Source organism: Pseudarthrobacter sp. C4D7, from assembly GCF_013359725.1.
In the GTDB taxonomy this organism is placed as follows: domain Bacteria; phylum Actinomycetota; class Actinomycetes; order Actinomycetales; family Micrococcaceae; genus Arthrobacter.
Genome location: NZ_JABFMW010000007.1, coordinates 101,757 through 123,628, shown reverse-complemented (window position 1 = coordinate 123,628; position 21,872 = coordinate 101,757). Strand labels below are relative to the sequence as shown.

Here is a 21,872-nt window from a genome sequence, read left to right as displayed (position 1 = left end):
CTAGTCCCCGGCTTTCTGGTCGGTCTTCTTGGCCTCGACGTGCACCGAGCCCTGGTCGGTGGTGCCGTCGTCGGACTCGTGCAGTGGAACGTACCGCCCTTGCGACCGGTTGCCCACGCGCAGGATCTCGCCGTTGCGCAGGTACCAGATGGCGCCGTCGTCGGAGCGTACCCGCGTGATCCGCAGCCCCATGGACTCCACCACACCCACCACTTCACTGGTTTCGATCACGTCACCGATCCCGTACTGGTCTTCAATGGTGATGAAGATGCCGGCCAGGAAGTCGCGGATCAACTGCTGGGCGCCAAAACCGATGGCGACACCGAGGATACCCACACTGGTCAGCAGCGGGGCGATATTGATGTCCAGGTTCTGCAGCACGTACATGCCGGTAATGATCACCACCAGCACGCCCACCACGCTGTTAAGCAGCGACCCGATGGTTTCGGCACGCTGGACACGGCGTTCGTGGTCGAGGGCACGGAAGGCAGGAGCTGCCCATCTGAACGTGGGCTTCTTGAAGAAGTTGCTCCCGGACGCCACCCGCTTGGTGATGCGGGAAATGATGAACGTGGCCACGAGCCAAACGGTTACGCCAACGCCAAGGCTGATGGCGATGCCGGGGACGCTCACGCCGCTCGGCTGGCTGGCGGGGGGAAGGATGGACAACATGCTGACCATGGGTGGAAATAGCTCCTTGGGATATTGCTCTGTTCTCTTTCAACCCTAGCGCCGTAGCGTGGACCAATGCGCATCCTCGTCCTCGGCGGAACGGCCTCCCTCTCCAGCACCATCGCGGCCCAGGCACTGGCGGCCGGGCACGCTGTCACCTGCCTCGCGCGGGGAACCGCGGCTGAGCCCCCTCCCGGCGCGGACTGGGTCAAAGCCGACCGGTCAAACGGGACCGTGGCCTACGCCGGGCTGACGGGCGAATGGGACGCCGTGATCGAGGTTGCGAGGGATCCCCAACCCGCGCGGGAGGCCCTTGCCTCCCTGGCCGGCAGGGCCGGGCACTGGACCTTTGTTTCCAGCAGCTCGGCCTACGCAGAGCACGCCACGCCCGGTGCGGCGGAGGACGCCCCGCTGCTGCCGCCCCTGCCGGCAGGGGTTCCCTTCAGCCCGGAAAACTATGGCGAATCCAAGGCGGCCATTGAGGAGGCCACCCTGGAGGCCACGAACGGCGCGGCCCACCTGTGCCGCGCCGGCCTGGTCAGCGGCCCCGGGGACCCCACCGACCGCTACGGCTACTGGCCTGGCCGCTTCGAGCGGTCCCCGGCGCCGGTGCTTGTCCCGGATATCGGCCCGGAGCCCACGCAGGTCATAGACGTCCGGGACCTGGCGGCCTGGATCCTGCGCGCAGCCGAACAGGGAACCACGGGCCCGCTGAACGCAACAGGTGATCCGGTGCCCTTCACCCACCTCCTCGATTCCTGCCGCGAGGAGTCCGGGTCCAGCGCCACCACCATCCCTGCCAACGAAGACTGGCTGGTGGAGCAGGGCGTCAACTATTGGTCCGGGCCCGATTCCCTTCCGCTCTGGCTGCCGCCCCGCCACGAGGGATTCATGGCCCGCAGCAACCAGGCAGCCAAAGCGGCGGGCATGGTGCTGCGGCCCTGGCAGGAAACCCTGGCCGACACCCTGGCAGATGAACGCGCCAGGGGACTGGACCGGCCCCGGAAGGCCGGCCTGTCACCCGCCACGGAGCAACGGCTCCTCAAGCTGCTCCAGGGCGGGTAAGGCAGGGCGGGGATGGCTAGGCGGCCGTGGTGACTGGCTGGTGCTCTACCGGGAAGTTCACGCTCCGGGCAATAAAGCAGACCTGGTTGGCCTCGCGGTGCAGCGATGCCGCCAGTTCCGCCTGTGCCTGGTCCGCCACCGTCACGTGCGGGTTCAGGAGCACCCGCTCGAACTGACCGCTGCCATCCCGGTTCAGCCGCATCAGCCCGGTGGCCTCATCCCGGTAGTCCGTGACCACCACGCCGTGCTTCACCGTCACGTGCAGGTAGGACAGCATGTGGCACTGCGCCAGAGCAGCCAGGAGGAGCTGCTCGGGGTTGTAGCGGCCGCGGTCGCCGTGGAACGTGGGATCGGCCGAGCCTTTCAGGACCGGCAGGCCGGGAATGGTGACGTCGTGGTCCCGGGAGTAGCCCCGGTAGGACGACGTCCCCGCCCCCAGGTTGCCGGTCCACTGGACCGTCAGCGCGTACCGGTGCTCGTGCAGGTTCACTTCTGGCTGCCCTCCGGCAAGACATCGGCGGCACGGGCACGCAGGGCGCGGGCCACGCCGTCACGGTTCTCCAGCATCATCCGCCGCAGCGCAGCGCTCTCGGCCGGCAGGGACGCCAGGAAGGTGTCCGTGCGGTCGATGGTTGCCTGCGTGGTCAGCAGTGACGGGTAGAGGCCGACGACGATTTGCTGGGCGAGTGCGTGGGTGCGCGTTGCCGAGATGGCCGGCACGGCCGCGAAGTACTTTTCGGCGTACGGCTCCAGCAGCGAACGGTCCAGCACCCGCATGAAGCCGGCCACCGCCGATCCCTGCAGCGCGTTGGACAGCTCTCCCTTGACCACGATGGATTCCCAGGCTGCGGCCTTCGCCTCGGGGGTGGGAATGGCGGCCTGGGCCAGGGCGGCGGCGTTCTGGCCGCTGGAGGTGTTGTCCCGCTCCAGTTCGGCGTCGATGCCGTCCTGCCCCATCCGGCCGCCGGAAACCAGCGAGGCCACCAGCTCCCAGCGGAGGTCCTGGTCAACAACCAGGCCCTCCAGCACCACCGTCCCGTCCAGCAGGGCCGCCACCCGGTCCAGCTGCCCGCTGCTGCGGGCCAGGAGTGCGAAGGACTTGATGAACTGCAGCTGGCCGTCGGAGCCGGCCGGCACGGTCGATGCCAGCTCCCACAACCGGTCCACGGCGGCGACCGCGGTGGCTTCGCGGTGTTCCTCGGCCACGTAGAAGTTCAGGGTGGTGGCCAGCTGCCGGAGCTGGACCAGGATCACCGAGGAATCCGTCTCCGCGCCGACGTTGCTAAGGATCAAATCCACGTACGTCCGTGCCGGGGACTCGCCGTCGCGGGCAGCGTCCCACGCGGAGTTCCAGACGAGTGTCCTTGGCAGGCTCTCACCGAAATCCTTCAGGTGCGCGGTGGCAGTCGCCAGGGACTTAGGATCGAGGCGCACCTTCGCGTAGGCAAGGTCGTCGTCGTTGATGAGGATCAGGTCCGGCTGCGCCAGGCCGGCCAGCGCCGGCACCTCGGTGCGTTCGCCGTCGACATCCAGCTCCTCGCGGTGCACCCGGGTGAGCTTGCCGGCGTCGTCCAGGTTGTAGAACCCGACGGCCAGGCGGTGCGGACGGATGGTGGGCCACTCCGGAACAGCGGACTGCAGGATGGCGAAAGAGCGCAGTGTCCCGTCGGCGTCCACGTCCAGCTCGGGCGCAAGCGTGTTCACGCCCGCGGTCTCCAGCCACTGCTGGCCCCAGCGGTCCAGGTCACGGCCGCTGGCCTTTTCCAGCTCAACCAGCAGATCCTGCAGCTCCGTGTTGTGCCAGGAGTGCTTGGCGAAGTACTCCCGGACACCGGCCATGAACTGCTCAGGTCCAACCCAGGCCACCAGCTGCCGCAGGACCGAGGCGCCCTTGGCGTAGGTGATGCCGTCGAAGTTGACCTCCACGTCCTGCAGGTCGTTGATCTCCGCGAAAATGGGGTGCGTGGTGGGCAGCTGGTCCTGCCGGTAGGCCCAGGACTTCTCCACGGAGGCAAAGGTGGTCCACGCGCTGGTGAAGGACGTGGCCTCCACCGCCGCCAGGTGCGACATGTACTCGGCGAAGGATTCATTAAGCCACAGGTCGTTCCACCAGCGCATGGTTACCAGGTCGCCGAACCACATATGCGCCAGTTCGTGGAGCACGGTGATGGCACGCCGTTCGATCTGGGCGCCGGTGACCTTGCTGCGGAAGACGTAGCCTTCCAGGATGGTCACGGCCCCGGCGTTCTCCATGGCGCCGGCGTTGAATTCCGGAACGAACAGCTGGTCGTACTTCGCGAACGGGTACGGGCAGCCGAATTGCGCCTCAAAGAACCCGAACCCCTGGCGCGTCAGCTCGAAGATGTTGTCCGCATCGAGATACTGCATCAGGGACTTGCGGGCGAACACGCCCAGCGGGATGACCCGGCCGTCCGAGCTGGTGACCTCGCTGCGGACGGACTGGTACGGCCCCGCGATCAGGGCCGTGACATAGGAGGACAGCCGGGGTGTGGGCTCGAAGGTCCACACAGACCTGGCGGAACCGTCTCCGGCGGGCAGCGCCGGCGCCGGTTCAGGAGTGGGCGAGTTGGAAATGACATCCCAGTGGGAAGGCGCCGTTACGGTGAAGGCGAAGGTGGCCTTCAGGTCCGGCTGCTCAAAGACGGAGAACATCCTGCGGGAATCCGGAACCTCGAACTGCGTATACAGGTAGACCTCGCCGTCCACCGGATCCACGAACCGGTGCAGTCCTTCCCCCGTGTTCATGTAGGGCATGTCGGCCACGACCGTCAGCTCGTTGTCCTCGGCGAGGTCCGGCAGCTGGATCCGCACGCCGTCGGCCACCGCCGCTGGATCAAGGGCGCGGCCGTTCAGGCTCACGCTGTGCACGGTCCGGGTGACGGCGTCGATGAAGGTGGCAGATCCGGGCGATGCCGTGAACTTCACGGTGGTGGTGCTGCCGAAAACGTCTTCGCCGCGGGTCAGGTCCAGGCTGACATCGTAGGACTCGACGGTAATCAGCTCGGCGCGCTCACGGGCTTCGGCGCGCGTCAGGTTCATGCCTGGCAAAAGGGGGCCTCCAGAGAAGTTGCGGCTGCCGGCCGGTGGTCCCGGTTCCGGCACTGTGATGCATTCTTTCATCCCTCGCGGCCTTGGCAAGTTGCGCAGCTCACAGCCGGGCCGGAGCCGGCCGGCCGCCACGCCGGGCAGCCACAGGGGTAGCGTTAAAAGCATGGGAAAGCTGCTGGATTTGGTGGACGTCAAGGCCCTGCGATTCGCTGTCGGGTTTCCCGTTCTCCTGGCCGCCGCCTTCGTTTACTGCGCGTCGCTGCTGCGCCCGGACCTTCCGGAGCCGCTCGCGATTCTTTGGACGAACGACGGCGGTGCCGCCTTCGCCCCGTTCTGGGCCTACGTGGGCGGCGGCGCAGCGGGGATCGTCCTGACCGGCTGGCTGGTCCTGCTCCAGGCGGCGCCGTTGGGCAGGCCCGTCCTGATGCGCCGGATCATGATGGGCATCGGTTTCTTCCTCAGCCTGTTCATCACCTCCGTCCTCGCCGCGGGCCTGATCGGCCAGACCGGACTGGCCGACGCCCGGCAGTCGCACGTGGACATGACCGTCCTGGCCCTCGGCAGCGGCGCCGCGGTATCGCTCGGCGTGACCATGGCCATGGTGTACAAAGCCGACCGGCAATGGTCGCCGGATGACGACCGCGCGCTCCGGTCCGCCATCGTGACGGAGCTGGACCCCGACCTTGCCCGGGACACCATCAGGCTCTGGGTCCACGCCCGGAGTTCGGTGTTCGTCATGATCGGCATAGCGTTCCTGTTTCCGGCCGCACTCCTTGCCGTCGTGGTGCCCTGGCTCGGGATCCTCCTCGTGGCCCTGGCCATCGTTGGCGCCGGTTTCCTGTTCGCTCGCGTCAGCGCGGACCGGCGCGGGTTGAGGGTCCTGCTGGCCGGGGTGGTGCCCGTCATGGACGTGCCCGCCGGTGCCATTTCCGCGGCCAGCGCCGCCGACGTGAAGGCCGCCGACTATGGCGGGTGGGGCTACCGCCACCACCAGGGAACCGCAGCGATGCTCGTCAGCAGCGGGCCCGCCGTCGTCGTCAGCAGGACCGACGGGGGCCGCCTCGCCATCAGCGGCGGCAGCCAGGCCTCGGCCGCGCGGCTTGCCGACGTGCTCACCCGAGTAGCCGCCAGGGCCAGGCGCGGCAGCAACCCCCAGCCCCCGGCGGAGGGCCGAAGCCCGGACCCCGGGCCGCCCTAGTATCCTTATCCGTGTCGTTCCGGCCCCAAGCCCGGTGGCCGCCAGCTCCCACAACCGAACGGACTTAGCACGTGACCACTACCCCTGCCTTCCCGCGGGTCCACATCGCCACCGACCACGCCGGCATGGAACTCAGCGCCCACCTGGTGTCCCACCTGACCGGGAAGGGGTACGAGGTGGTGGACCACGGGCCCAAGGTCTACGACGCCCAAGACGACTACCCCTCGTTCTGCATCAACGCCGCCCTCGCTGTCGTCGCGGACCGGGAGGCCGGCGTCCACGCCCTGGGCATCGTGCTGGGCGGGTCCGGCAACGGCGAACAGATTGCCGCCAACAAGGTGCGGGGGATCCGCGCCGCCCTGGCCTGGAACCTCTCCACGGCAACACTCGCCCGCGAACACAATGACGCCAACGTGGTGGCACTGGGCGGACGCCAGCACACGGTGGAAGAGGCCACCGAGCTGGTGGAGGCATTCCTGGCCGAACCCTTCAGCAACGATGAACGCCACATCCGCAGGATTGAAAAGATCGCCCTTTTTGAAGCAACCGGCGAGGTCATCGAGTAGTGCCCGAAGGCCATTCTGTCCGCAGGCTCGCACGCCAGTTCGGCGATGTGTTCACCGGCGAGGCGCTGGCTGTGTCCAGTCCCCAGGGCCGGTTCACCGGGGGAGCGGCGCTGCTGGACGGCCACACCATGGTCGCCGCCGAGGCGCACGGCAAGCACCTGTTCCTCCACTTCGACAACGCGCTGGTGCTGCATGTGCACCTTGGCCTCTATGGGGCCTGGAGCTTCGGGGGTGACAGCACGTTCGCCGGGGCGTCCAGCATTGGTGCTCCCCGGCGCGTAGGGGAGCAGGAAACGTCCGCCGACGGCGACGTCGACGCCGGGACGCCCTATGCGGGTCCGCCGGCACCCGTCGGGGCCGTGCGCGTCCGGCTGGCAGGCAGCCACGGCTGGGCGGACCTTCGCGGGGCCACCACCTGCGAGACCATTACTGCCGCGGAGGTGGACGCCGTCCTTGCCCGGCTGGGACCTGATCCGCTGCGCAACCTTCGCGGGGATGCCGGCCGGTTCGCCGCCAACATCCGGGCCCGGAAGACGCCGCTGGCAGCGCTGCTCATGGACCAGAAGGTGATTGCCGGCGTTGGGAATGTCTACCGCGCCGAGGTCCTGTTCCGCCGCCGGCTCGATCCGTTGCTGCCGGGCAGCGCACTTCCGGACAGTGATGCCCGGAAGCTGTGGCGCGACATTGTTGCTGTGATGAACGACGGCTTGGCGGACGGCCGGATCATCACCACCCCGCCAAAGTATTGGACGCTCAGTGGCACCACGGCCGCCAAGGCTGCCGCGTCCGGGAAGCCGGTGCCGGCCAAGAGTGCCCGTTTCCCGCGCCGCGACGACGTCCACTACGTCTACAAACGGCACGGGCTGCCCTGCAGGGTATGCCGCACCATCGTGCTCATGGCCGACCTCGCCGGCCGGAACCTCTACTGGTGCCCGTTCTGCCAGCAACCGCAGGCCTAGGCTGACAGACAAAAAAGGCCCCTCAAGCTGAGGGGCCTTTTTTGTTGTCCTGGAGGGGACGACGGGAATCGAACCCGCGTAATCAGTTTGGAAGACTGAGGCTTTACCATTAAGCTACGTCCCCGAAGGAAGATCCGTTTATCAGCGGAAACTCCGGGCTGGCTGTTCAAGCCGGATACAACTAAACCTAATCCATGGCCTACGTGTCAAATGTGCAATCACGGCGCGTATCACCGTAGACTTGCCTGTGCACTTACGGGGTGTAGCTCAGCTTGGCTAGAGCGCCTGCTTTGGGAGCAGGAAGTCGCAGGTTCAAATCCTGTCACCCCGACTCTGCGGCCAGGACCAGCAGGCCTGGACACACATTGCGTTTGCAGAAAACCCCATCCCACAACCCAGGAGTACTTAGACCGTGAAGAGCGCTGTCGAGAACCTCACCCCCACGCGGGTCAAGCTCAATGTTGAGGTCCCCTTTGAGGAACTGAAGCCCAGCATCGACTCGGCCTACAAGACTGTTGCGTCGCAGATCCAGGTCCCCGGGTTCCGCAAGGGCAAGGTTCCCGCCAAGCTGATCGACCAGCGCGTCGGCCGTGGCTACGTCCTGGAAACCGCGATCAACGACGGCCTCAATGGCTGGTACCAGGCTGCCGTGCAGGAATCCGGCATCCGCCCGCTGAGCCGTCCCGAGGTGGAGATCACCGAGGTCCCCGATCCCTCCGCTACCGACGGTGGCCTGAAGTTCGCTGCCGAGGTTGACGTCCGCCCCGAAATCGAACTCCCGGACTACGCCGGCATCGAGGTCCAGGTTGCAGCTGCGGAATCCTCCGACGCCGACGTGGACAAGGCCCTGGACGAACTCCGCGGACGCTTCGGCACCCTGAAGTCCGTTGACCGTCCCGCCGCCGATGGTGACTTCCTCACCATCGACATCACCGCCACGATCGACGGCGAAGAGGTCGACTCCGCTGCCGGCCTGTCCTACCAGGTTGGCGCCGGCACCATGCTTGAGGGCATGGACGAAGCCGTGACCGGCCTCAGCGCCGACGAGGACGCCATCTTCGACACCACCCTGGTTGGTGGCGACCACGCCGGCGAAGCCGCCCAGGTCAAGGTTGTGGTGAAGGCCGTCAAGGAACGCGAACTGCCCGAAGCGAACGACGACTTCGCCCAGCTGGCCTCCGAGTTCGACACCCTCGCCGAACTCCGCGAAGACCTGGCCAAGCAGGCCGCTGAATCCAAGATCGTGGAGCAGGGCGTTGAAGCCCGCGACAAGGTCCTGGACAAGCTGGTGGAACTCGTCGAGGTTCCCGTTCCGGACTCCGTCGTCGAAGAGCAGCTCGAAGCCCACTTCCAGGAGGGCAACGGCCACGGCGACGGCGAGCACGACACCGAGGAGCACCGCGAAGAGGTCCGCGCCAACACGGCCCGCGCCTTCCAGAACGAGATCATCCTCGACGCCATCGCGGAGAAGGAAGAAGTCAACGTCAGCCAGAACGAGCTGATCGACTACATCGTCACCACGGCCAGCCAGTACGGCATGGACCCGAACCAGTTCGCCCAGATCATCGATCAGAGCGGCCAGGTCCCCATGATGGTTTCCGAGGTCCGCCGCCGCAAGGCACTGGCCGTCGTCCTGGGCCAGGCCACCGTGACCGACACCGACGGCAAGGCTGTTGACCTGAGCGACTTCGTCCGCCCCGCCGGCGAGGAAGCACCCGCCGCGGAAGCAGCCGACGCTGACGCAACCGAAGCCGCCGAGGCAGAGGTTGTCGACGCCGAAGACGCCAAGGCATAGTCCTTACTGAACCGCAGCAACGGCCCCTGGATCCCCTGGATCCGGGGGCCGTTCGCGTTGGAGCGGAAGTTGTCCGCTTCCGGTTCGATGATCGTGCGCCGTCAGCGAACAGCCGTCGGTGCGCGAACAAAACACCCGTGAAACCGGTTAGTGTCCAAGTAGTGATTTTCAGTGATGTCACCGTCACCAGTGAGAGGTAAGTAAACATGTCACAGCACTCAGAGGCCCCCCGGATGGCGACCGTCGATCCTGCAGCCCAGGACAACTACATTTACAACCGCCTTCTCAAGGAGCGGATCATCTGGCTGGGCTCGGAGGTGCGTGACGACAACGCCAACGCGATCTGCTCGCAGCTGCTCCTGCTCTCGGCCGAGAACCCCGAGAAGGACATCTACCTCTACATCAACTCGCCCGGCGGCTCCGTCACGGCGGGCATGGCCATCTATGACACCATGCAGTTCATCCCCAACGACGTCGTCACCGTCGCCACCGGCCTGGCCGCGTCCATGGGGCAGTTCCTGCTCTCCTCCGGCACCAAGGGCAAGCGCTACGCCACCCCCAACGCCCGCGTGCTGATGCACCAGCCCTCCGGCGGCATTGGCGGCACCGCCTCGGATATCAAGATCCAGGCTGAACTCATCCTGCACATGAAAAAGGTCATGGCGGAACTCACCGCCGAACAGACCGGCCAGACCGTTGAAACCATCCTCAAGGACAACGACCGCGACAAGTGGTTCACCGCCACAGAAGCCCTCGAATACGGTTTCTTCGACAAGATCGCCGCGCACGCGGGATCCGTCTCAGGCGGCGGCGGAACGTCCAACGGCTCCGGCGAATCAGCCTCCCAGAACTAACCGGCATCCAGAACCCCTTTCGATCAGGAGCAAACACAATGAACTACAACTTCGGGTGGTCAGCCGGCAATCTTCCGTCCAGCCGCTACGTCCTGCCGCAGTTCGAGGAACGCACCCCCTACGGCTTCAAGCGCCAGGACCCGTACACCAAGCTCTTCGAGGACCGCATCATCTTCCTCGGCGTGCAGGTGGACGACGCCTCCGCTGACGACATCATGGCCCAGCTGCTGGTCCTGGAGTCCACTGACCCGGACCGCGACATTACGCTGTACATCAACTCGCCCGGCGGTTCGTTCACGGCCATGACGGCGATCTACGACACCATGCAGTACATCCGTCCGGAGATCCAGACGGTCTGCCTGGGCCAGGCAGCCAGCGCGGCCGCCGTCCTGCTGGCAGCCGGCACCCCCGGCAAACGCCTGGCCCTGCCCAACGCCCGCGTGCTGATCCACCAGCCGGCGCTGTCCGGCGGCCAGGGCGGCCAGGCCTCCGACCTGGAAATCCAGGCTGCAGAGGTCATGCGCATGCGCTCCTGGCTCGAGGACACCCTGGCCCAGCACTCCGGCCGCACGTCGGAGCAGGTCAACAACGACATCGAGCGCGACAAGATCCTCACCGCCGACGAGGCCCAGGCTTACGGCCTCATCGACCAGGTTCTTGATTCCCGCAAGATCAAGCCCCAGGCGATCACGCGCTAAGCAGTACCAAAAGCCGGTGCGGCCAGTTCATTTGGCCGCACCGGCCTTTTCCTTCCACCCTCCGGGCCGAATGTGACCTAGAGTGGATGTTGTCACAAACCGGGCCGTGCCGGCCGGGAAAGATTTCAGCAATGGTGCAGCGCTGCCTGGCAGCAGGATACTAAGGGGTTCATATATGGCTCGGATTGGCGAGAGCACGGATCTGCTGAAGTGCTCTTTCTGCGGAAAGAGCCAGAAGCAGGTGCGCAAGCTCATTGCCGGCCCCGGTGTCTACATCTGCGATGAGTGCATCGAGTTGTGCAACGAAATCATCGAAGAGGAGCTCGCGGAGGTCGCTGACCTCGGCAGTTTCGAACTGCCCAAGCCGCGTGAAATCTTCGACTTCCTGCAGGAATATGTCATCGGCCAGGAGCCTGCCAAGCGCTCCCTCGCCGTCGCGGTCTACAACCACTACAAGCGCATTCAGGCGGGCCACGCGCCCAAGTCCGGGAACCTGGGGGACGGCGGGCACCACGACGACGTCGAGATCGCCAAGTCGAACATCCTCCTCATCGGTCCCACCGGCTGCGGCAAGACCTACCTCGCCCAGACCCTTGCCCGCCGCCTGAACGTGCCGTTCGCCGTCGCTGATGCCACCGCCCTGACGGAGGCTGGCTATGTGGGCGAGGACGTGGAAAACATCCTCCTCAAGCTCATCCAGGCCGCTGACTACGACGTCAAGAAGGCCGAACAGGGCATCATCTACATCGATGAGATCGACAAGATCTCCCGCAAAAGCGAGAACCCCTCCATTACCCGTGACGTCTCCGGCGAAGGTGTCCAGCAGGCCCTCCTGAAGATCCTGGAAGGGACGGTTGCCTCGGTACCGCCGCAGGGCGGACGCAAGCACCCGCACCAGGAATTCATCCAGATCGACACCACGAACGTCCTGTTCATCGTGGCCGGTGCCTTCGCGGGCCTGGAAGAGATCATTGGCTCCCGCTCCGGCCGCAAGGGCATTGGTTTCGGTGCCCCACTGAATGAGGCAAGCAAGAAGGTGGACTCCTACGGTGAGGTCATGCCGGAGGACCTGCTGAAGTTCGGCCTGATCCCGGAATTTATCGGCAGGCTCCCGGTCATCACCACCGTGTCCAACCTGGACCGCGATGCCCTGATCCAGATCCTGTCCACCCCCAAGAACGCCCTGGTGAAGCAGTACCAGAAGATGTTCCAGATCGACGGCGTGGAGCTGGTCTTCGACGACACCGCCCTGGAAGCCATCGCCGACCAGGCGCTGGAACGGGGCACCGGAGCCCGTGGCCTGCGCGCAATCCTGGAAGAAGTCCTGCTCCCCGTAATGTTCGATCTTCCCAGCCGTGAGGACGTGGCCAGCGTGGTGATCACCGAAGATGTGGTGCTTCGCGGGGCCGAGCCCACCATGGTGCCGCACGTGGCCAAGCGCCGCAAGTCTGCCTGACCGAGAGGACCTCTGTGACTTCCCCTGCAAAAAACAAAGCCGATTTCTGGTTCGACCCCCTCTGCCCGTTCGCGTGGGTCACGTCCCGCTGGATCGGGGAAGTGGAAGCTGTCCGGGACATCGAGACGGAATGGCACGTGATGAGCCTTGCCGTCCTGAACGAAGGGCGCGACCTGGAACCCGGCTACCGCGAATCCATGGACAACGCGTGGGGCATGGTCCGGGTGATCATCGCGGCCAGCGAAGAACACGGGCCGCAGGTCATCAAGCCGCTCTATGACTCCATGGGAACCTTGATCCACAACCAGGGCGAGAAGGATCGGACCCAGGTCATCGCCAAGGCGCTTGCAGAGTGCGGCCTCCCCGCTTCCCTCGCGGATGCCGCTGCGACGGACGCCTACGACCAGCAGCTGCGGGCGAGCCACGAGGAAGGCATTTCCCTGGTGGGCCAGGATGTGGGAACCCCCGTGGTTGCCTTCAACGGAACAGCGTTCTTCGGACCGGTCCTGACCCGCATCCCCCGTGGAGAAGACGCCGGCAGGATCTGGGACGCCACCACAACCATCGCCGCATATCCGCATTTTTTCGAACTGAAGCGCAGCCGTACGGAAAGCCCCGAGTTCGACTGAGCTTCCGGCCGGACCGCTGAACGCGGCGCGCAGCCGCTCCGCAAGGGCCCTGGGAAAACTACCTGATTGTAGTTTTTCCGGGGCCCTTGCACGTGGACCTGCGGAGGAGAACAATGGTTCCTACCACTTCGAAAGAAGGGGACGCAGGAACCAAAGATTCAGTGATGTGTATCTCGACGCAGCCATCGGCAAAGTCGACTGCAAGCTACCAGTGACGGGGTAGTAAGACCTGAAAGTCAGCGGATCCTGCCAGACCATCAGAGCACGTCACCGGATGGCCGAAAAAGTCGAAGCCCCACCAACGGCAAAACGCTGATGGGGCTTCCCCTTTGCCCGGAACACGCCCAGGCTTGAACCGTGCCGGTATCAGGCCTTCGCAGGCTCGTCAGTGGGCGCCAGGGCAACGTCGGTGACGGTGAGTTCCCCGTCGCCCACCTCGACGGAGATGTCCCGGGCGTTGGACGCAGCCTTCAAATCAGCCAGGCCCGCCTGCAGCTGTGCGGCCAGTGCCTCCGGGGCAGCAATGGTCGCAGAGAGCACTTCGGTGCGCTGCTTGACCTTGGCTTCGGACTTGGCCTTGCGCACACCGCTGAGTGCCACGCCCACCGTGGCGAGCATGGTGGTGTCGCCGCCGGGAATCTCCAATGCCTCCGGCCATGCGGCGCGGTGTACGGACCCGCTGCGCCACCAGCTCCAGACCTCCTCGGTGGCGAACGGCAGGAACGGGGCAAACAGCCGCAGCAGGGTGTCCAGCGTGGTGGCCAGTGCGGCCAGCACCGAGGCCTGTTCGGCCTCGCCCGCGGCACCGTACGCGCGGTCCTTGATGAGCTCCACGTAGTCGTCGGTGAACTGCCAGAAGAAGGACTCCGTGAGCTGCAGTGCGCGGGCGTAGTCGTAGTTGTCGAACGCCTTGGTGGAGAGCGCCACGACGTCGGCCAACTGGGCCAGCAGGGCGCGGTCAAGGGGATTTGCCAGGACCGTCAGGTCCGCCGACAGCACTGAGTTCTCCGTGGCGCCGAGGTTCAGCACGAACTTGGAGGCGTTCAGCAGCTTGATGGCCAGGCGGCGGCCGATCTTCATCTGCGCAATTTCGTAGGCCGTGTCGGCGCCCAGGCGTGCCGAGGCCGCCCAGTACCGCACGGCGTCGGAGCCGTACTCGTTCAGTACGTCCGTGGGGACCACCACATTGCCCTTGGACTTGGACATCTTCTTGCGGTCCGGGTCAAGGATCCACCCTGAGATGGCTGCGTGCTTCCATGGCGCGCAGTCCTGGAGGGCGTCCGCGCGGACCACCGAGGAGAACAGCCAGGTACGGATGATGTCGTGGCCCTGCGGGCGCAGGTCGAAGGGGTACACCTTGGCGAACAGGTCCTCGTCCCGGCTCCAGCCGCCCACGATCTGCGGGGTCAGGGAGGACGTGGCCCAGGTGTCCAGGACGTCGGCATCGCCCGTGAAGCCGTTGGGCTGGTCGCGCTGGGACTCATCAAAGCCCGGGGCGGCGTCCGCGGCGGGGTCCACCGGGAGCATCCCGTCGGCGGGAAGGACCGGGTTGTCGTAGTCCGGGTTGCCCTGCGCATCGAGCGGGTACCAGACCGGGATGGGCACGCCGAAGAAGCGCTGACGGGAGACCAGCCAGTCACCGTTCAGGCCCGCGATCCAGTTTTCGTAGCGGGAGCGCATGAAGGACGGGTGGAAGTCGATGTCCTTGCCACGGCCAATGAGGCGTTCGCGTCGGTCCTCGTCGCGGCCGCCGTTGCGGATGTACCACTGGCGGGACGTGACAACTTCCAGGGGCTTGTCGCCCTTTTCGAAGAAGTTCACCGGGTGTGTGATTTTCTTGGGTTCGCCGTCGAGCAGGCCGGCTTCCTTCAGCAGCTCCACCACGGCTTCCTTGGCGGAGAAGGCAGTCTTTCCGGCGATGGCGGCGTAGGCCTCCTTGCCCGCTTCGGTGGTGATCCACTCGGGGGTTTCTGCGATGATGCGCCCGTCGCGGCCCATGATGGCGCGGGTGGGCAGTTGGAGTTCACGCCACCAGGTGACGTCGGTCAGGTCGCCGAAGGTACACACCATGGCGATGCCGGACCCCTTGTCCGCCTTGGCCAGCGGGTGGGCCTTGACCTCAAGCTCCACGTCGAACAGCGGCGACGTGACGGTCTTGCCGAACAGCGGCTGGTACCGCTCGTCGTCGGGGTTGGCCACCAGTGCAGCGCACGCGGCCAGCAGCTCAGGGCGGGTGGTTTCGATGAAGACCTTCTGCCCGTCTTCGGTGAAGAAGGGGTAGCGGTAGTACGCGCCGGGAACCTCGCGGTCCTCCAGCTCGGCCTGCGCCACGGCAGTGCGGAAGGTGACGTCCCACAGGGTGGGTGCCTCGGCCATGTAGGCGTCCCCGGCGGCCAGGTTGGCCAGGAACGCGCGCTGGGACACCGCGCGGGAGGTGTCATCGATGGTGCGGTAGGTGAGGTCCCAGTCGACGGACAGGCCCAGCGTCTGGAACAGGTTCTCGAAGACCTTCTCATCCTCTACAGCCAGTTCCTCGCAGAGTTCGATGAAGTTCTGCCGGGACACGACGTCAAAGTCGCGCTGGTTCTTGGCCGGCTGCGCAGGCGGCCGGTAGTCGGCGTTGTATGGGATGGCGGGATCGCAGCGGACGCCATAGTAATTCTGGACGCGGCGTTCGGTGGGCAGTCCGTTGTCATCCCAGCCCATGGGGTAGAAGACGTTCTTGCCGGTCATGCGCATGTAGCGGGCCTGGACGTCCGTCTGGGTGAAGGAGAACATGTGCCCCACATGCAGGGAGCCCGACGCGGTGGGCGGGGGAGTGTCGATCGAGTAGACCTGTTCCCGGGTGGTGTCGGGATTGAACTTGTAGGTTCCCTCGGCCAGCCAGCGCCGGGTGAGCGCGGCTTCGAGGCCTTCGAGGGCCGGCTTGTCCGGAACGTTGATGGGGGCGGTGGTGGGCGTGTCTGTACCCTGCGTGTCTTCAGCCATTGGGCAATTCTTTCATGCCCGCTTCCATCCCACCCAACCCGTCCCTGACGGGCGGCCGCGAACGCGGGTAGCATGCGGTCCATGGGAGAGTCCCGGGGAACCTTCGGCGTGAAGCGCATCTTCGAGCCGCCGGCGGACGGCGACGGGTTCCGGGTACTGGTGGACCGGCTTTGGCCGCGGGGGATGGCCAAGGAAGACGCCGCCGTCGACCTCTGGCTCAAGGACGTGGCTCCCTCCACGCAGCTCCGCAAGGAGTTCAACCACCGGCCGGAAAGGTTTGCCGGTTTCAGCGAACGCTACCGGCTGGAACTGGACGCCAACCCAGCCGTAGAGGCACTCCTCAAGCTCGCCGCGGAACACCCCCGCACCACCTTGCTGTACGCGGCACGCAACACCGAAGCCAACCACGCGCTGGTGCTGCTCGAATACCTCCGTGGACGGCCGGCCGGCTGATCCCGCTAGGGTGGTGCCATGACAGAGGACATGCAGAAAAAGGCAGCACTGGTGACCGGCGCGAGCAGCGGAATCGGAGAGGCAACAGTGCATGCGCTGCGCGACGCCGGCTGGACGGTCTTTGCCGTGGCGCGCCGGGCTGACAGGCTCGCGGCGCTGGAGGACAAGACAGGCGCCGTGGCGCTGCCCGCGGACATTGCAGAGGACGACGACGTGTCCCGGCTCCTTGCCCAGGTCACCGCGGCGGGCGGCATTGACACTTTGATCAACATTGCCGGCGGCGCCCGGGGTGCGGACAAGGTAGGCGACGCCAACACCGCCGACTGGGAATGGATGTACAGGGTCAACGTCCTGGGCACCCTGAAGCTGACCCGCGCGTTCCTTCCCATGCTCCGGGCAACCGGCCGTGGCACGGTCCTCAACCTAACCTCCACTGCTGGGCTGGACGCCTACGAAGGCGGGGCCGGCTACAACGCCGCCAAGTTCGGGCAGCACGCCATGACCAAGGCCCTCCGGCTGGAGGAGGCCGAGCACAACGTCCGGGTCATCGAAGTTGCTCCTGGCCTGGTGCAGACTGAAGAGTTCGCGCTCAACCGCCTGGGGGATGCGCAGTCCGCGCAAAAGGTCTACCAGGGCGTGGAGAAACCGCTCACGGGAGAGGATGTGGCCAACGTCGTGCGCTACGCCGTCAGCGCCCCGCACCACGTCAACCTCGACCAGATCGTCATCCGCCCGGTGGCCCAGGCAGCCACGCACAAGCTCATCAGAAACGGTTAGGGAAGGTGGATGCGCAGGGTGGCCACCACCGCCGCATGGTCCGTTCCCCCGACCCGGTGGACTGAGTAGCCGGCAGCGGTAATGTCACGGCTGGTCACCAGGTGGTCCAGCGTGATTCCGGGCAGGCGGTAACCGCGCATGGGCCAGGTGGGAACCAGCCTGCTGCCCACTGATGCAGCCACGTCCACCAGCGACCGGCCCCCGCCCTGGCCGGCCAGCAGCGTCCGGAACTCCCGGTGGTCGTACGTGGCGTTGAAGTCGCCCGCCAGCAGGAGGGGACCAGAACCGGTGTCGGCGCTGCCCACAACGGCCAGGTCCCGGCGCCACTGGGCCACCGCACCACCCACCGGCGCCAGCGTGTGGACGGCCACCACCCGAAGGGCTGCGCCGCTGCCGTCGGCCAGTTCAACGCTGGCCACCGGCATGGTGAACTGCGTGTCCGGCAGCACCCCGACGGTCTTCAGGGGGAACGAGGAAAAAATGGCGGTGCCGCCCGCGCCGTCGCGGGCACGGGCAACCCGGTGGGGGAGCAAGGCCTCCAGTCCTGCCGCTGTGAGCCTGCTGGAGAGCTGGGGCGTGAACTCCTCCACCGCCAGCACCTCCACGTGCTGTTCCCGGACCAGGTCCACAATGCCGGCAGCATCCGCGCCGCCCAGTTCTGCGTTGATGCTCATGGCAACGAGGGAAACGGGCCGGCCCGCGGCCTCGGCCGACGGCCCGCGGACATCCACCGGGAACAGCCAGAACGCCTGGCACACCACCAGGAAAGCCGCCAGGACCTGCTGCCACCGGCTTTTCCCCAGGAAAGCCAGTCCCAGCGCCGCCACGGCAGGCACTGCGAGCCACGGCGTGAACGCCACCAGCTGGACCCCCAGCACAGGCCACTCCGCAGGCACCGCGCGCACGGCGGACACCGCCGCGACCGGCAGTGCAACAGGGACGAACAGCCACCGGCATGCCGTGGCCGCGCGCCTCCACCCGGCCGGGCGCCCGGAAGCAGTCATGTGCCGAGTCTAGGGAATGGGCTGAGCCGGCGTCAGCCCCAATGTTCCCGGAGCACCTGAATGGCACAGGACGCCGCGGCGATAGTAGACTCAATACGGCTATGACCCGGCAATCACCGGTGAGCTTCCGGAAGAACACGCAGTTTCCCCTGCCGGGGCGGCAGCGCCATTAGAACCGGACGGGTAAGCCCGTCACAGCAGTAATGAGAGGCCGGGGCAGCGCGTGTTCCGCACGGAAGACACGCGGCGCCGGTAAGTGAGGTGGTACCGCGGTGGGTGTGCAGTCTTTCAAAGACGGCACGGAAGCCGTCCTCGCATCCTGAACGGAACCTCCGGCAATGCCGGGGTTCACCACGCTCAACCCAGGATGTCGAACATGACGTTTTACCCCAAGGCCTCCGCCTCCAGCACCTCCGCCAGCGCCGGCGTATCCGCCTCCGTGAAGTTCCCGGAGATCGAAGAGCGCATCCTGAAGTACTGGGACCAGGACGGCACCTTCCAGGCCAGCATCGACCAGCGCAGTGCCGACGCCCCAGGAGGGGAGCCCGGCAGCAACGAATTCGTGTTCTACGACGGCCCGCCCTTCGCCAACGGACTGCCGCACTACGGCCACCTCCTGACCGGCTACGCCAAGGACCTGGTGGGCCGCTACCAGACCCAGCGCGGCAAGCGCGTTGAGCGCCGCTTCGGTTGGGACACCCACGGTCTGCCCGCCGAACTGGAAGCCATGAAGCAACTGGGCATGACGGACAAGACCCAGATCGAAGCCATGGGCATCGACAAGTTCAACGACGCCTGCCGCGCCTCCGTCATGAAGTATGCCGACGAATGGCGGAGCTACGTCACCCGCCAGGCCCGCTGGGTGGACTTCGACAACGACTACAAGACCCTCAACGTCGAGTACATGGAATCGGTCCTGTGGGCGTTCAAGCAGCTCCATGACAAGGGCCTGACCTACAACGGCTACCGGGTCCTGCCGTATTGCTGGAAAGACGAAACGCCGCTGTCCAACCATGAACTGCGCATGGATGACGACGTCTACAAGAACCGCCAGGATCAGACCGTTACCGTCACGTTCCCCATCCTCGCCGGGGAGTCCGCTCTCTCCAGGGAACTTGCCGGGGTGCAGGCGCTCGCCTGGACCACCACCCCCTGGACGCTGCCCACCAACGCCGCGCTCGCCGTCGGGCCCTCCATCACCTACGCCGTGCTGCCCGCCGGGCCCAACGGCATCAAGGCGGCCTCGGCGGACGCCCCCGTCACCGGCAGCTTCCTGCTCGCCGCGGACCTGCTGGGCAGCTACGCCAAGGACCTGGGCTACGACAGCTTCGAGGAAGCGGAAGCCGCCGTCGTCTCCACCCACACCGGTGCCGAGCTGGAAGGGCTGGAATACCAGCGGCTGTGGGACGACTTCGCCGACAACGAGAAGTACGGCATGGAGAACGCCTGGCGCTTCGTGGTGGCCGACTACGTCACCACCACGGACGGCACCGGCGTCGTCCACCAGGCACCCGCCTATGGTGAGGACGACCAGAAGGTCTGCGAGGAGGCGGGCATCCCCGTGGTGCTCTCCGTGGACGAGGGAGCAAAGTTCCTGCCCCTGTTCAAGCACGGCGACCTCCACGACATCGTGGGGCTGCAGGTCTTCGAGGCCAACAAGCCCATCACCCAGGTGCTCCGCGCGCAGGGCCGCCTGGTCCGCCAGGCCAGCTACGAGCACAGCTACCCGCACTGCTGGCGCTGCCGCAACCCCCTGATCTACCGCGCGGTTTCCTCCTGGTACGTGGAGGTCACCAAGTTCAAGGACCGGATGTCCGAACTGAACCAGGAGATCAACTGGATCCCGGGCAACGTCAAGGACGGCCAGTTCGGCAAGTGGCTGGCCAACGCCCGTGACTGGTCCATCAGCCGCAACCGCTTCTGGGGCAGCCCCATCCCGGTATGGCAGTCCAGCGACCCCGAATACCCCCGCACGGACGTCTACGGCTCGCTGGCCGAGATCGAAGCCGACTTCGGCCGGCTGCCGCTGAACAAGGACGGACAGGTGGACCTGCACCGCCCGTTCATCGACGAGCTCACCCGGCCCAACCCGGATGACCCCCGCACGCCCGAAGAAGGCCAGTCCGTCATGCGCCGCGTGGAGGACGTCCTGGACGTCTGGTTCGACTCCGGCTCCATGCCGTACGGCCAGGTGCACTACCCGTTCGAGAACGAAGCCTGGTTCAACACCCACAACCCGGCCGACTTCATCGTGGAGTACATCGGCCAGACCCGTGGCTGGTTCTACATGCTGCACATCCTCTCCACCGCGCTGTTCGACCGGCCGGCGTTCCGGAACGTCATCAGCCACGGCATCGTGCTCGGCTCCGACGGACAAAAGATGTCCAAGAGCCTGCGCAACTACCCGGACGTCTCCGAGGTCCTGGACCGCGACGGCTCCGATGCCATGCGCTGGTTCCTGATGTCCAGCCCCATCCTGCGCGGCGGAAACCTGATCGTCACCGAACAGGGCATCCGCGACGGCGTCCGCCAGGTGATCCTGCCGCTGTGGAACGTTTACAGCTTCTTCACGCTGTACACCAATGCTGCGAATGGCGGCTCGGGATACGACGCCAAGCTGCGCTACGACGGCTACGCGGACACCCTGGACCAGTACCTGATGGCCAACACCGGCGACCTGGTGCGGAACATGACCGCCCAGCTGGACACCTACGACATCTCCGGCGCCTGCGACTCGCTCCGCAGCTACCTGGACATGCTCACCAACTGGTACGTCCGCCGCAGCCGGCAGCGCTTCTTCGACGAGGACCAGGACGCCTTCGACGCCCTGTTCACCGCCCTGGAGACCGTGGCCCGCGCCGCCGCGTCACTGCTGCCGCTGGTCTCGGAGGAGATCTGGCGCGGCCTGACCGGAGGCCGCTCCGTGCACCTGGCCGACTGGCCGGACGCTGACCTCTTCCCCGCGAACCCATCCCTGGTGGAAGCCATGGACCGGGTCCAGCAGATCTGCTCCACCGGCTCCTCGCTCCGCAAGGCAGCCAACCTCCGTGTCCGCCTCCCGCTGCAGGAACTCACCGTGGTGGCACCCGGGGCGGATGCGCTGGAAGGCTTTGCCGCCGTCGTCGCCGATGAACTCAACCTCCGCTCCGTCCGCCTGCTGGACGCTGCCACCGCTTCCCCCGAGGAGTTCGGCATCCAGCAGAAACTGGTGGTCAACGCCCGTGCTGCCGGCCCGCGCCTGGGCAAGAACGTCCAGGTGGCCATCAAGGGGGCCAAGTCCGGTGACTGGTCCGTGGACGACGACGGTGTGGTCACCGCCGGCGGCCTGCAGCTGGAGCCCCAGGAGTACACGCTGGAGACCGTGGTGGCCGAGTCCGAGGGCGGTTCCGCCGCAGTCGCCGTGCTGCCCGGCGGCGGGTTCGTGGTCCTGAACACGGAAGTCACCCCCGAGCTGGAGGCTGAAGGCCTGGCGCGCGACATGGTCCGTGCCATCCAGCAGGCCCGCAAGGACGCCGGACTCAACGTCAGCGACCGGATCCGGACCACCGTCACGGCGCAGCAGAACGTGGTGGATGCCCTGCTGGCCAACGCTGAACTGGTCAAGGGCGAAACCCTGACGGTGGAGCTGGCCGCCGGGCCGGGCGACGTGTCCGAACCCGCCGTCGTTGTCGAAAAAGTGGAGGCCTAGG

The 21,872-nt window shown here is 66.2% G+C and carries 17 protein-coding genes and 2 tRNA genes; 13 read left to right on the top strand and 6 right to left on the bottom strand.

Features of this window, described 5'->3' with window-relative positions:
* Nucleotides 1-681 carry a mechanosensitive ion channel family protein gene (locus HNO81_RS07710; protein WP_175317532.1) on the bottom strand — a complete coding sequence of 227 codons (681 nt, stop codon included), beginning with the start codon at nt 679-681 and terminating at the stop codon, nt 1-3.
* Between the two features lie 66 nt (nt 682-747).
* Here HNO81_RS07710 and HNO81_RS07705 point away from each other — a divergent pair, with 66 nt between their 5' ends.
* Nucleotides 748-1,737, top strand: a complete 990-nt coding sequence (locus HNO81_RS07705; RefSeq protein WP_175317531.1) for an epimerase — start codon at nt 748-750, stop codon at nt 1,735-1,737.
* Between the two features lie 16 nt (nt 1,738-1,753).
* Here the strand turns inward: HNO81_RS07705 and HNO81_RS07700 are convergent, their stop codons facing one another.
* Nucleotides 1,754-2,227 (bottom strand): OsmC family protein, encoded by a 474-nt coding sequence (locus tag HNO81_RS07700; RefSeq protein ID WP_175317530.1) that lies wholly within the window; start codon nt 2,225-2,227, stop codon nt 1,754-1,756.
* Nucleotides 2,224-4,797, bottom strand: a complete 2,574-nt coding sequence (gene pepN, locus HNO81_RS07695; RefSeq protein ID WP_175317529.1) for an aminopeptidase N — start codon at nt 4,795-4,797, stop codon at nt 2,224-2,226. The genes HNO81_RS07700 and pepN overlap by 4 nt, the downstream gene beginning before the upstream one ends.
* A gap of 172 nt (nt 4,798-4,969) precedes the next feature.
* Between pepN and HNO81_RS07690 the strand changes: the two genes are divergently transcribed.
* From HNO81_RS07690 to HNO81_RS07680, 3 genes are all read left to right on the top strand, one after another.
* On the top strand, nt 4,970-6,004 hold the full coding sequence (locus tag HNO81_RS07690) for a hypothetical protein (protein ID WP_175317528.1): 1,035 nt from the start codon (nt 4,970-4,972) through the stop codon (nt 6,002-6,004).
* A gap of 71 nt (nt 6,005-6,075) precedes the next feature.
* Complete coding sequence (locus HNO81_RS07685) at nt 6,076-6,570, top strand: ribose-5-phosphate isomerase (protein ID WP_175317527.1); 495 nt, start codon at nt 6,076-6,078, stop codon at nt 6,568-6,570.
* A complete protein-coding gene (locus HNO81_RS07680; protein WP_175317526.1) occupies nt 6,570-7,529 on the top strand; it encodes an Fpg/Nei family DNA glycosylase in 960 nt (319 codons plus the stop codon). Before HNO81_RS07685 ends, HNO81_RS07680 begins: the two co-directional genes overlap by 1 nt.
* Before the next feature lie 50 nt (nt 7,530-7,579).
* On the opposite strand, the gene HNO81_RS07675 is transcribed toward HNO81_RS07680, so the two are convergent.
* Nucleotides 7,580-7,653: transfer RNA gene (locus HNO81_RS07675), tRNA-Gly, on the bottom strand.
* Between the two features lie 132 nt (nt 7,654-7,785).
* Between HNO81_RS07675 and HNO81_RS07670 the strand changes: the two genes are divergently transcribed.
* From HNO81_RS07670 to HNO81_RS07645, 6 genes are all read left to right on the top strand, one after another.
* Nucleotides 7,786-7,860 (top strand) — tRNA-Pro (locus HNO81_RS07670).
* 81 nt (nt 7,861-7,941) lie between these two features.
* Nucleotides 7,942-9,324 carry a trigger factor gene (gene tig, locus HNO81_RS07665; RefSeq protein WP_175317525.1) on the top strand — a complete coding sequence of 461 codons (1,383 nt, stop codon included), beginning with the start codon at nt 7,942-7,944 and terminating at the stop codon, nt 9,322-9,324.
* Nucleotides 9,325-9,557: 233 nt separating this feature from the next.
* Nucleotides 9,558-10,178, top strand: coding sequence for an ATP-dependent Clp protease proteolytic subunit (locus HNO81_RS07660; protein ID WP_305791421.1), 621 nt, complete (start codon nt 9,558-9,560; stop codon nt 10,176-10,178).
* A 38-nt stretch (nt 10,179-10,216) separates the two neighbouring features.
* Nucleotides 10,217-10,876 carry an ATP-dependent Clp protease proteolytic subunit gene (locus HNO81_RS07655; RefSeq protein ID WP_138606612.1) on the top strand — a complete coding sequence of 220 codons (660 nt, stop codon included), beginning with the start codon at nt 10,217-10,219 and terminating at the stop codon, nt 10,874-10,876.
* A 175-nt stretch (nt 10,877-11,051) separates the two neighbouring features.
* Complete coding sequence (gene clpX / locus HNO81_RS07650; protein ID WP_175317523.1) at nt 11,052-12,332, top strand: ATP-dependent Clp protease ATP-binding subunit ClpX; 1,281 nt, start codon at nt 11,052-11,054, stop codon at nt 12,330-12,332.
* A gap of 14 nt (nt 12,333-12,346) precedes the next feature.
* Nucleotides 12,347-12,961 (top strand): DsbA family protein, encoded by a 615-nt coding sequence (locus HNO81_RS07645; protein ID WP_175317522.1) that lies wholly within the window; start codon nt 12,347-12,349, stop codon nt 12,959-12,961.
* Nucleotides 12,962-13,327: 366 nt separating this feature from the next.
* On the opposite strand, the gene valS is transcribed toward HNO81_RS07645, so the two are convergent.
* Complete coding sequence (valS, locus tag HNO81_RS07640) at nt 13,328-15,949, bottom strand: valine--tRNA ligase (protein WP_175317521.1); 2,622 nt, start codon at nt 15,947-15,949, stop codon at nt 13,328-13,330.
* A 72-nt stretch (nt 15,950-16,021) separates the two neighbouring features.
* On the opposite strand from valS, the gene HNO81_RS07635 reads away from it, so the two are divergent.
* Both HNO81_RS07635 and HNO81_RS07630 read left to right on the top strand, forming a co-directional pair.
* Nucleotides 16,022-16,402 (top strand): DUF488 domain-containing protein, encoded by a 381-nt coding sequence (locus HNO81_RS07635; RefSeq protein ID WP_175317520.1) that lies wholly within the window; start codon nt 16,022-16,024, stop codon nt 16,400-16,402.
* 18 nt (nt 16,403-16,420) lie between these two features.
* Nucleotides 16,421-17,179, top strand: a complete 759-nt coding sequence (locus HNO81_RS07630; protein ID WP_175317519.1) for an SDR family oxidoreductase — start codon at nt 16,421-16,423, stop codon at nt 17,177-17,179.
* Here HNO81_RS07630 and HNO81_RS07625 read toward each other — a convergent pair.
* Nucleotides 17,176-18,183, bottom strand: a complete 1,008-nt coding sequence (locus HNO81_RS07625; RefSeq protein ID WP_175317518.1) for an endonuclease/exonuclease/phosphatase family protein — start codon at nt 18,181-18,183, stop codon at nt 17,176-17,178. The two genes, HNO81_RS07630 and HNO81_RS07625, sit on opposite strands and share 4 nt — an antisense overlap.
* Before the next feature lie 376 nt (nt 18,184-18,559).
* Between HNO81_RS07625 and ileS the strand changes: the two genes are divergently transcribed.
* A complete protein-coding gene (gene ileS / locus HNO81_RS07620) occupies nt 18,560-21,871 on the top strand; it encodes an isoleucine--tRNA ligase (protein WP_175317517.1) in 3,312 nt (1,103 codons plus the stop codon).
* Nucleotide 21,872: the final 1 nt, after the last annotated feature.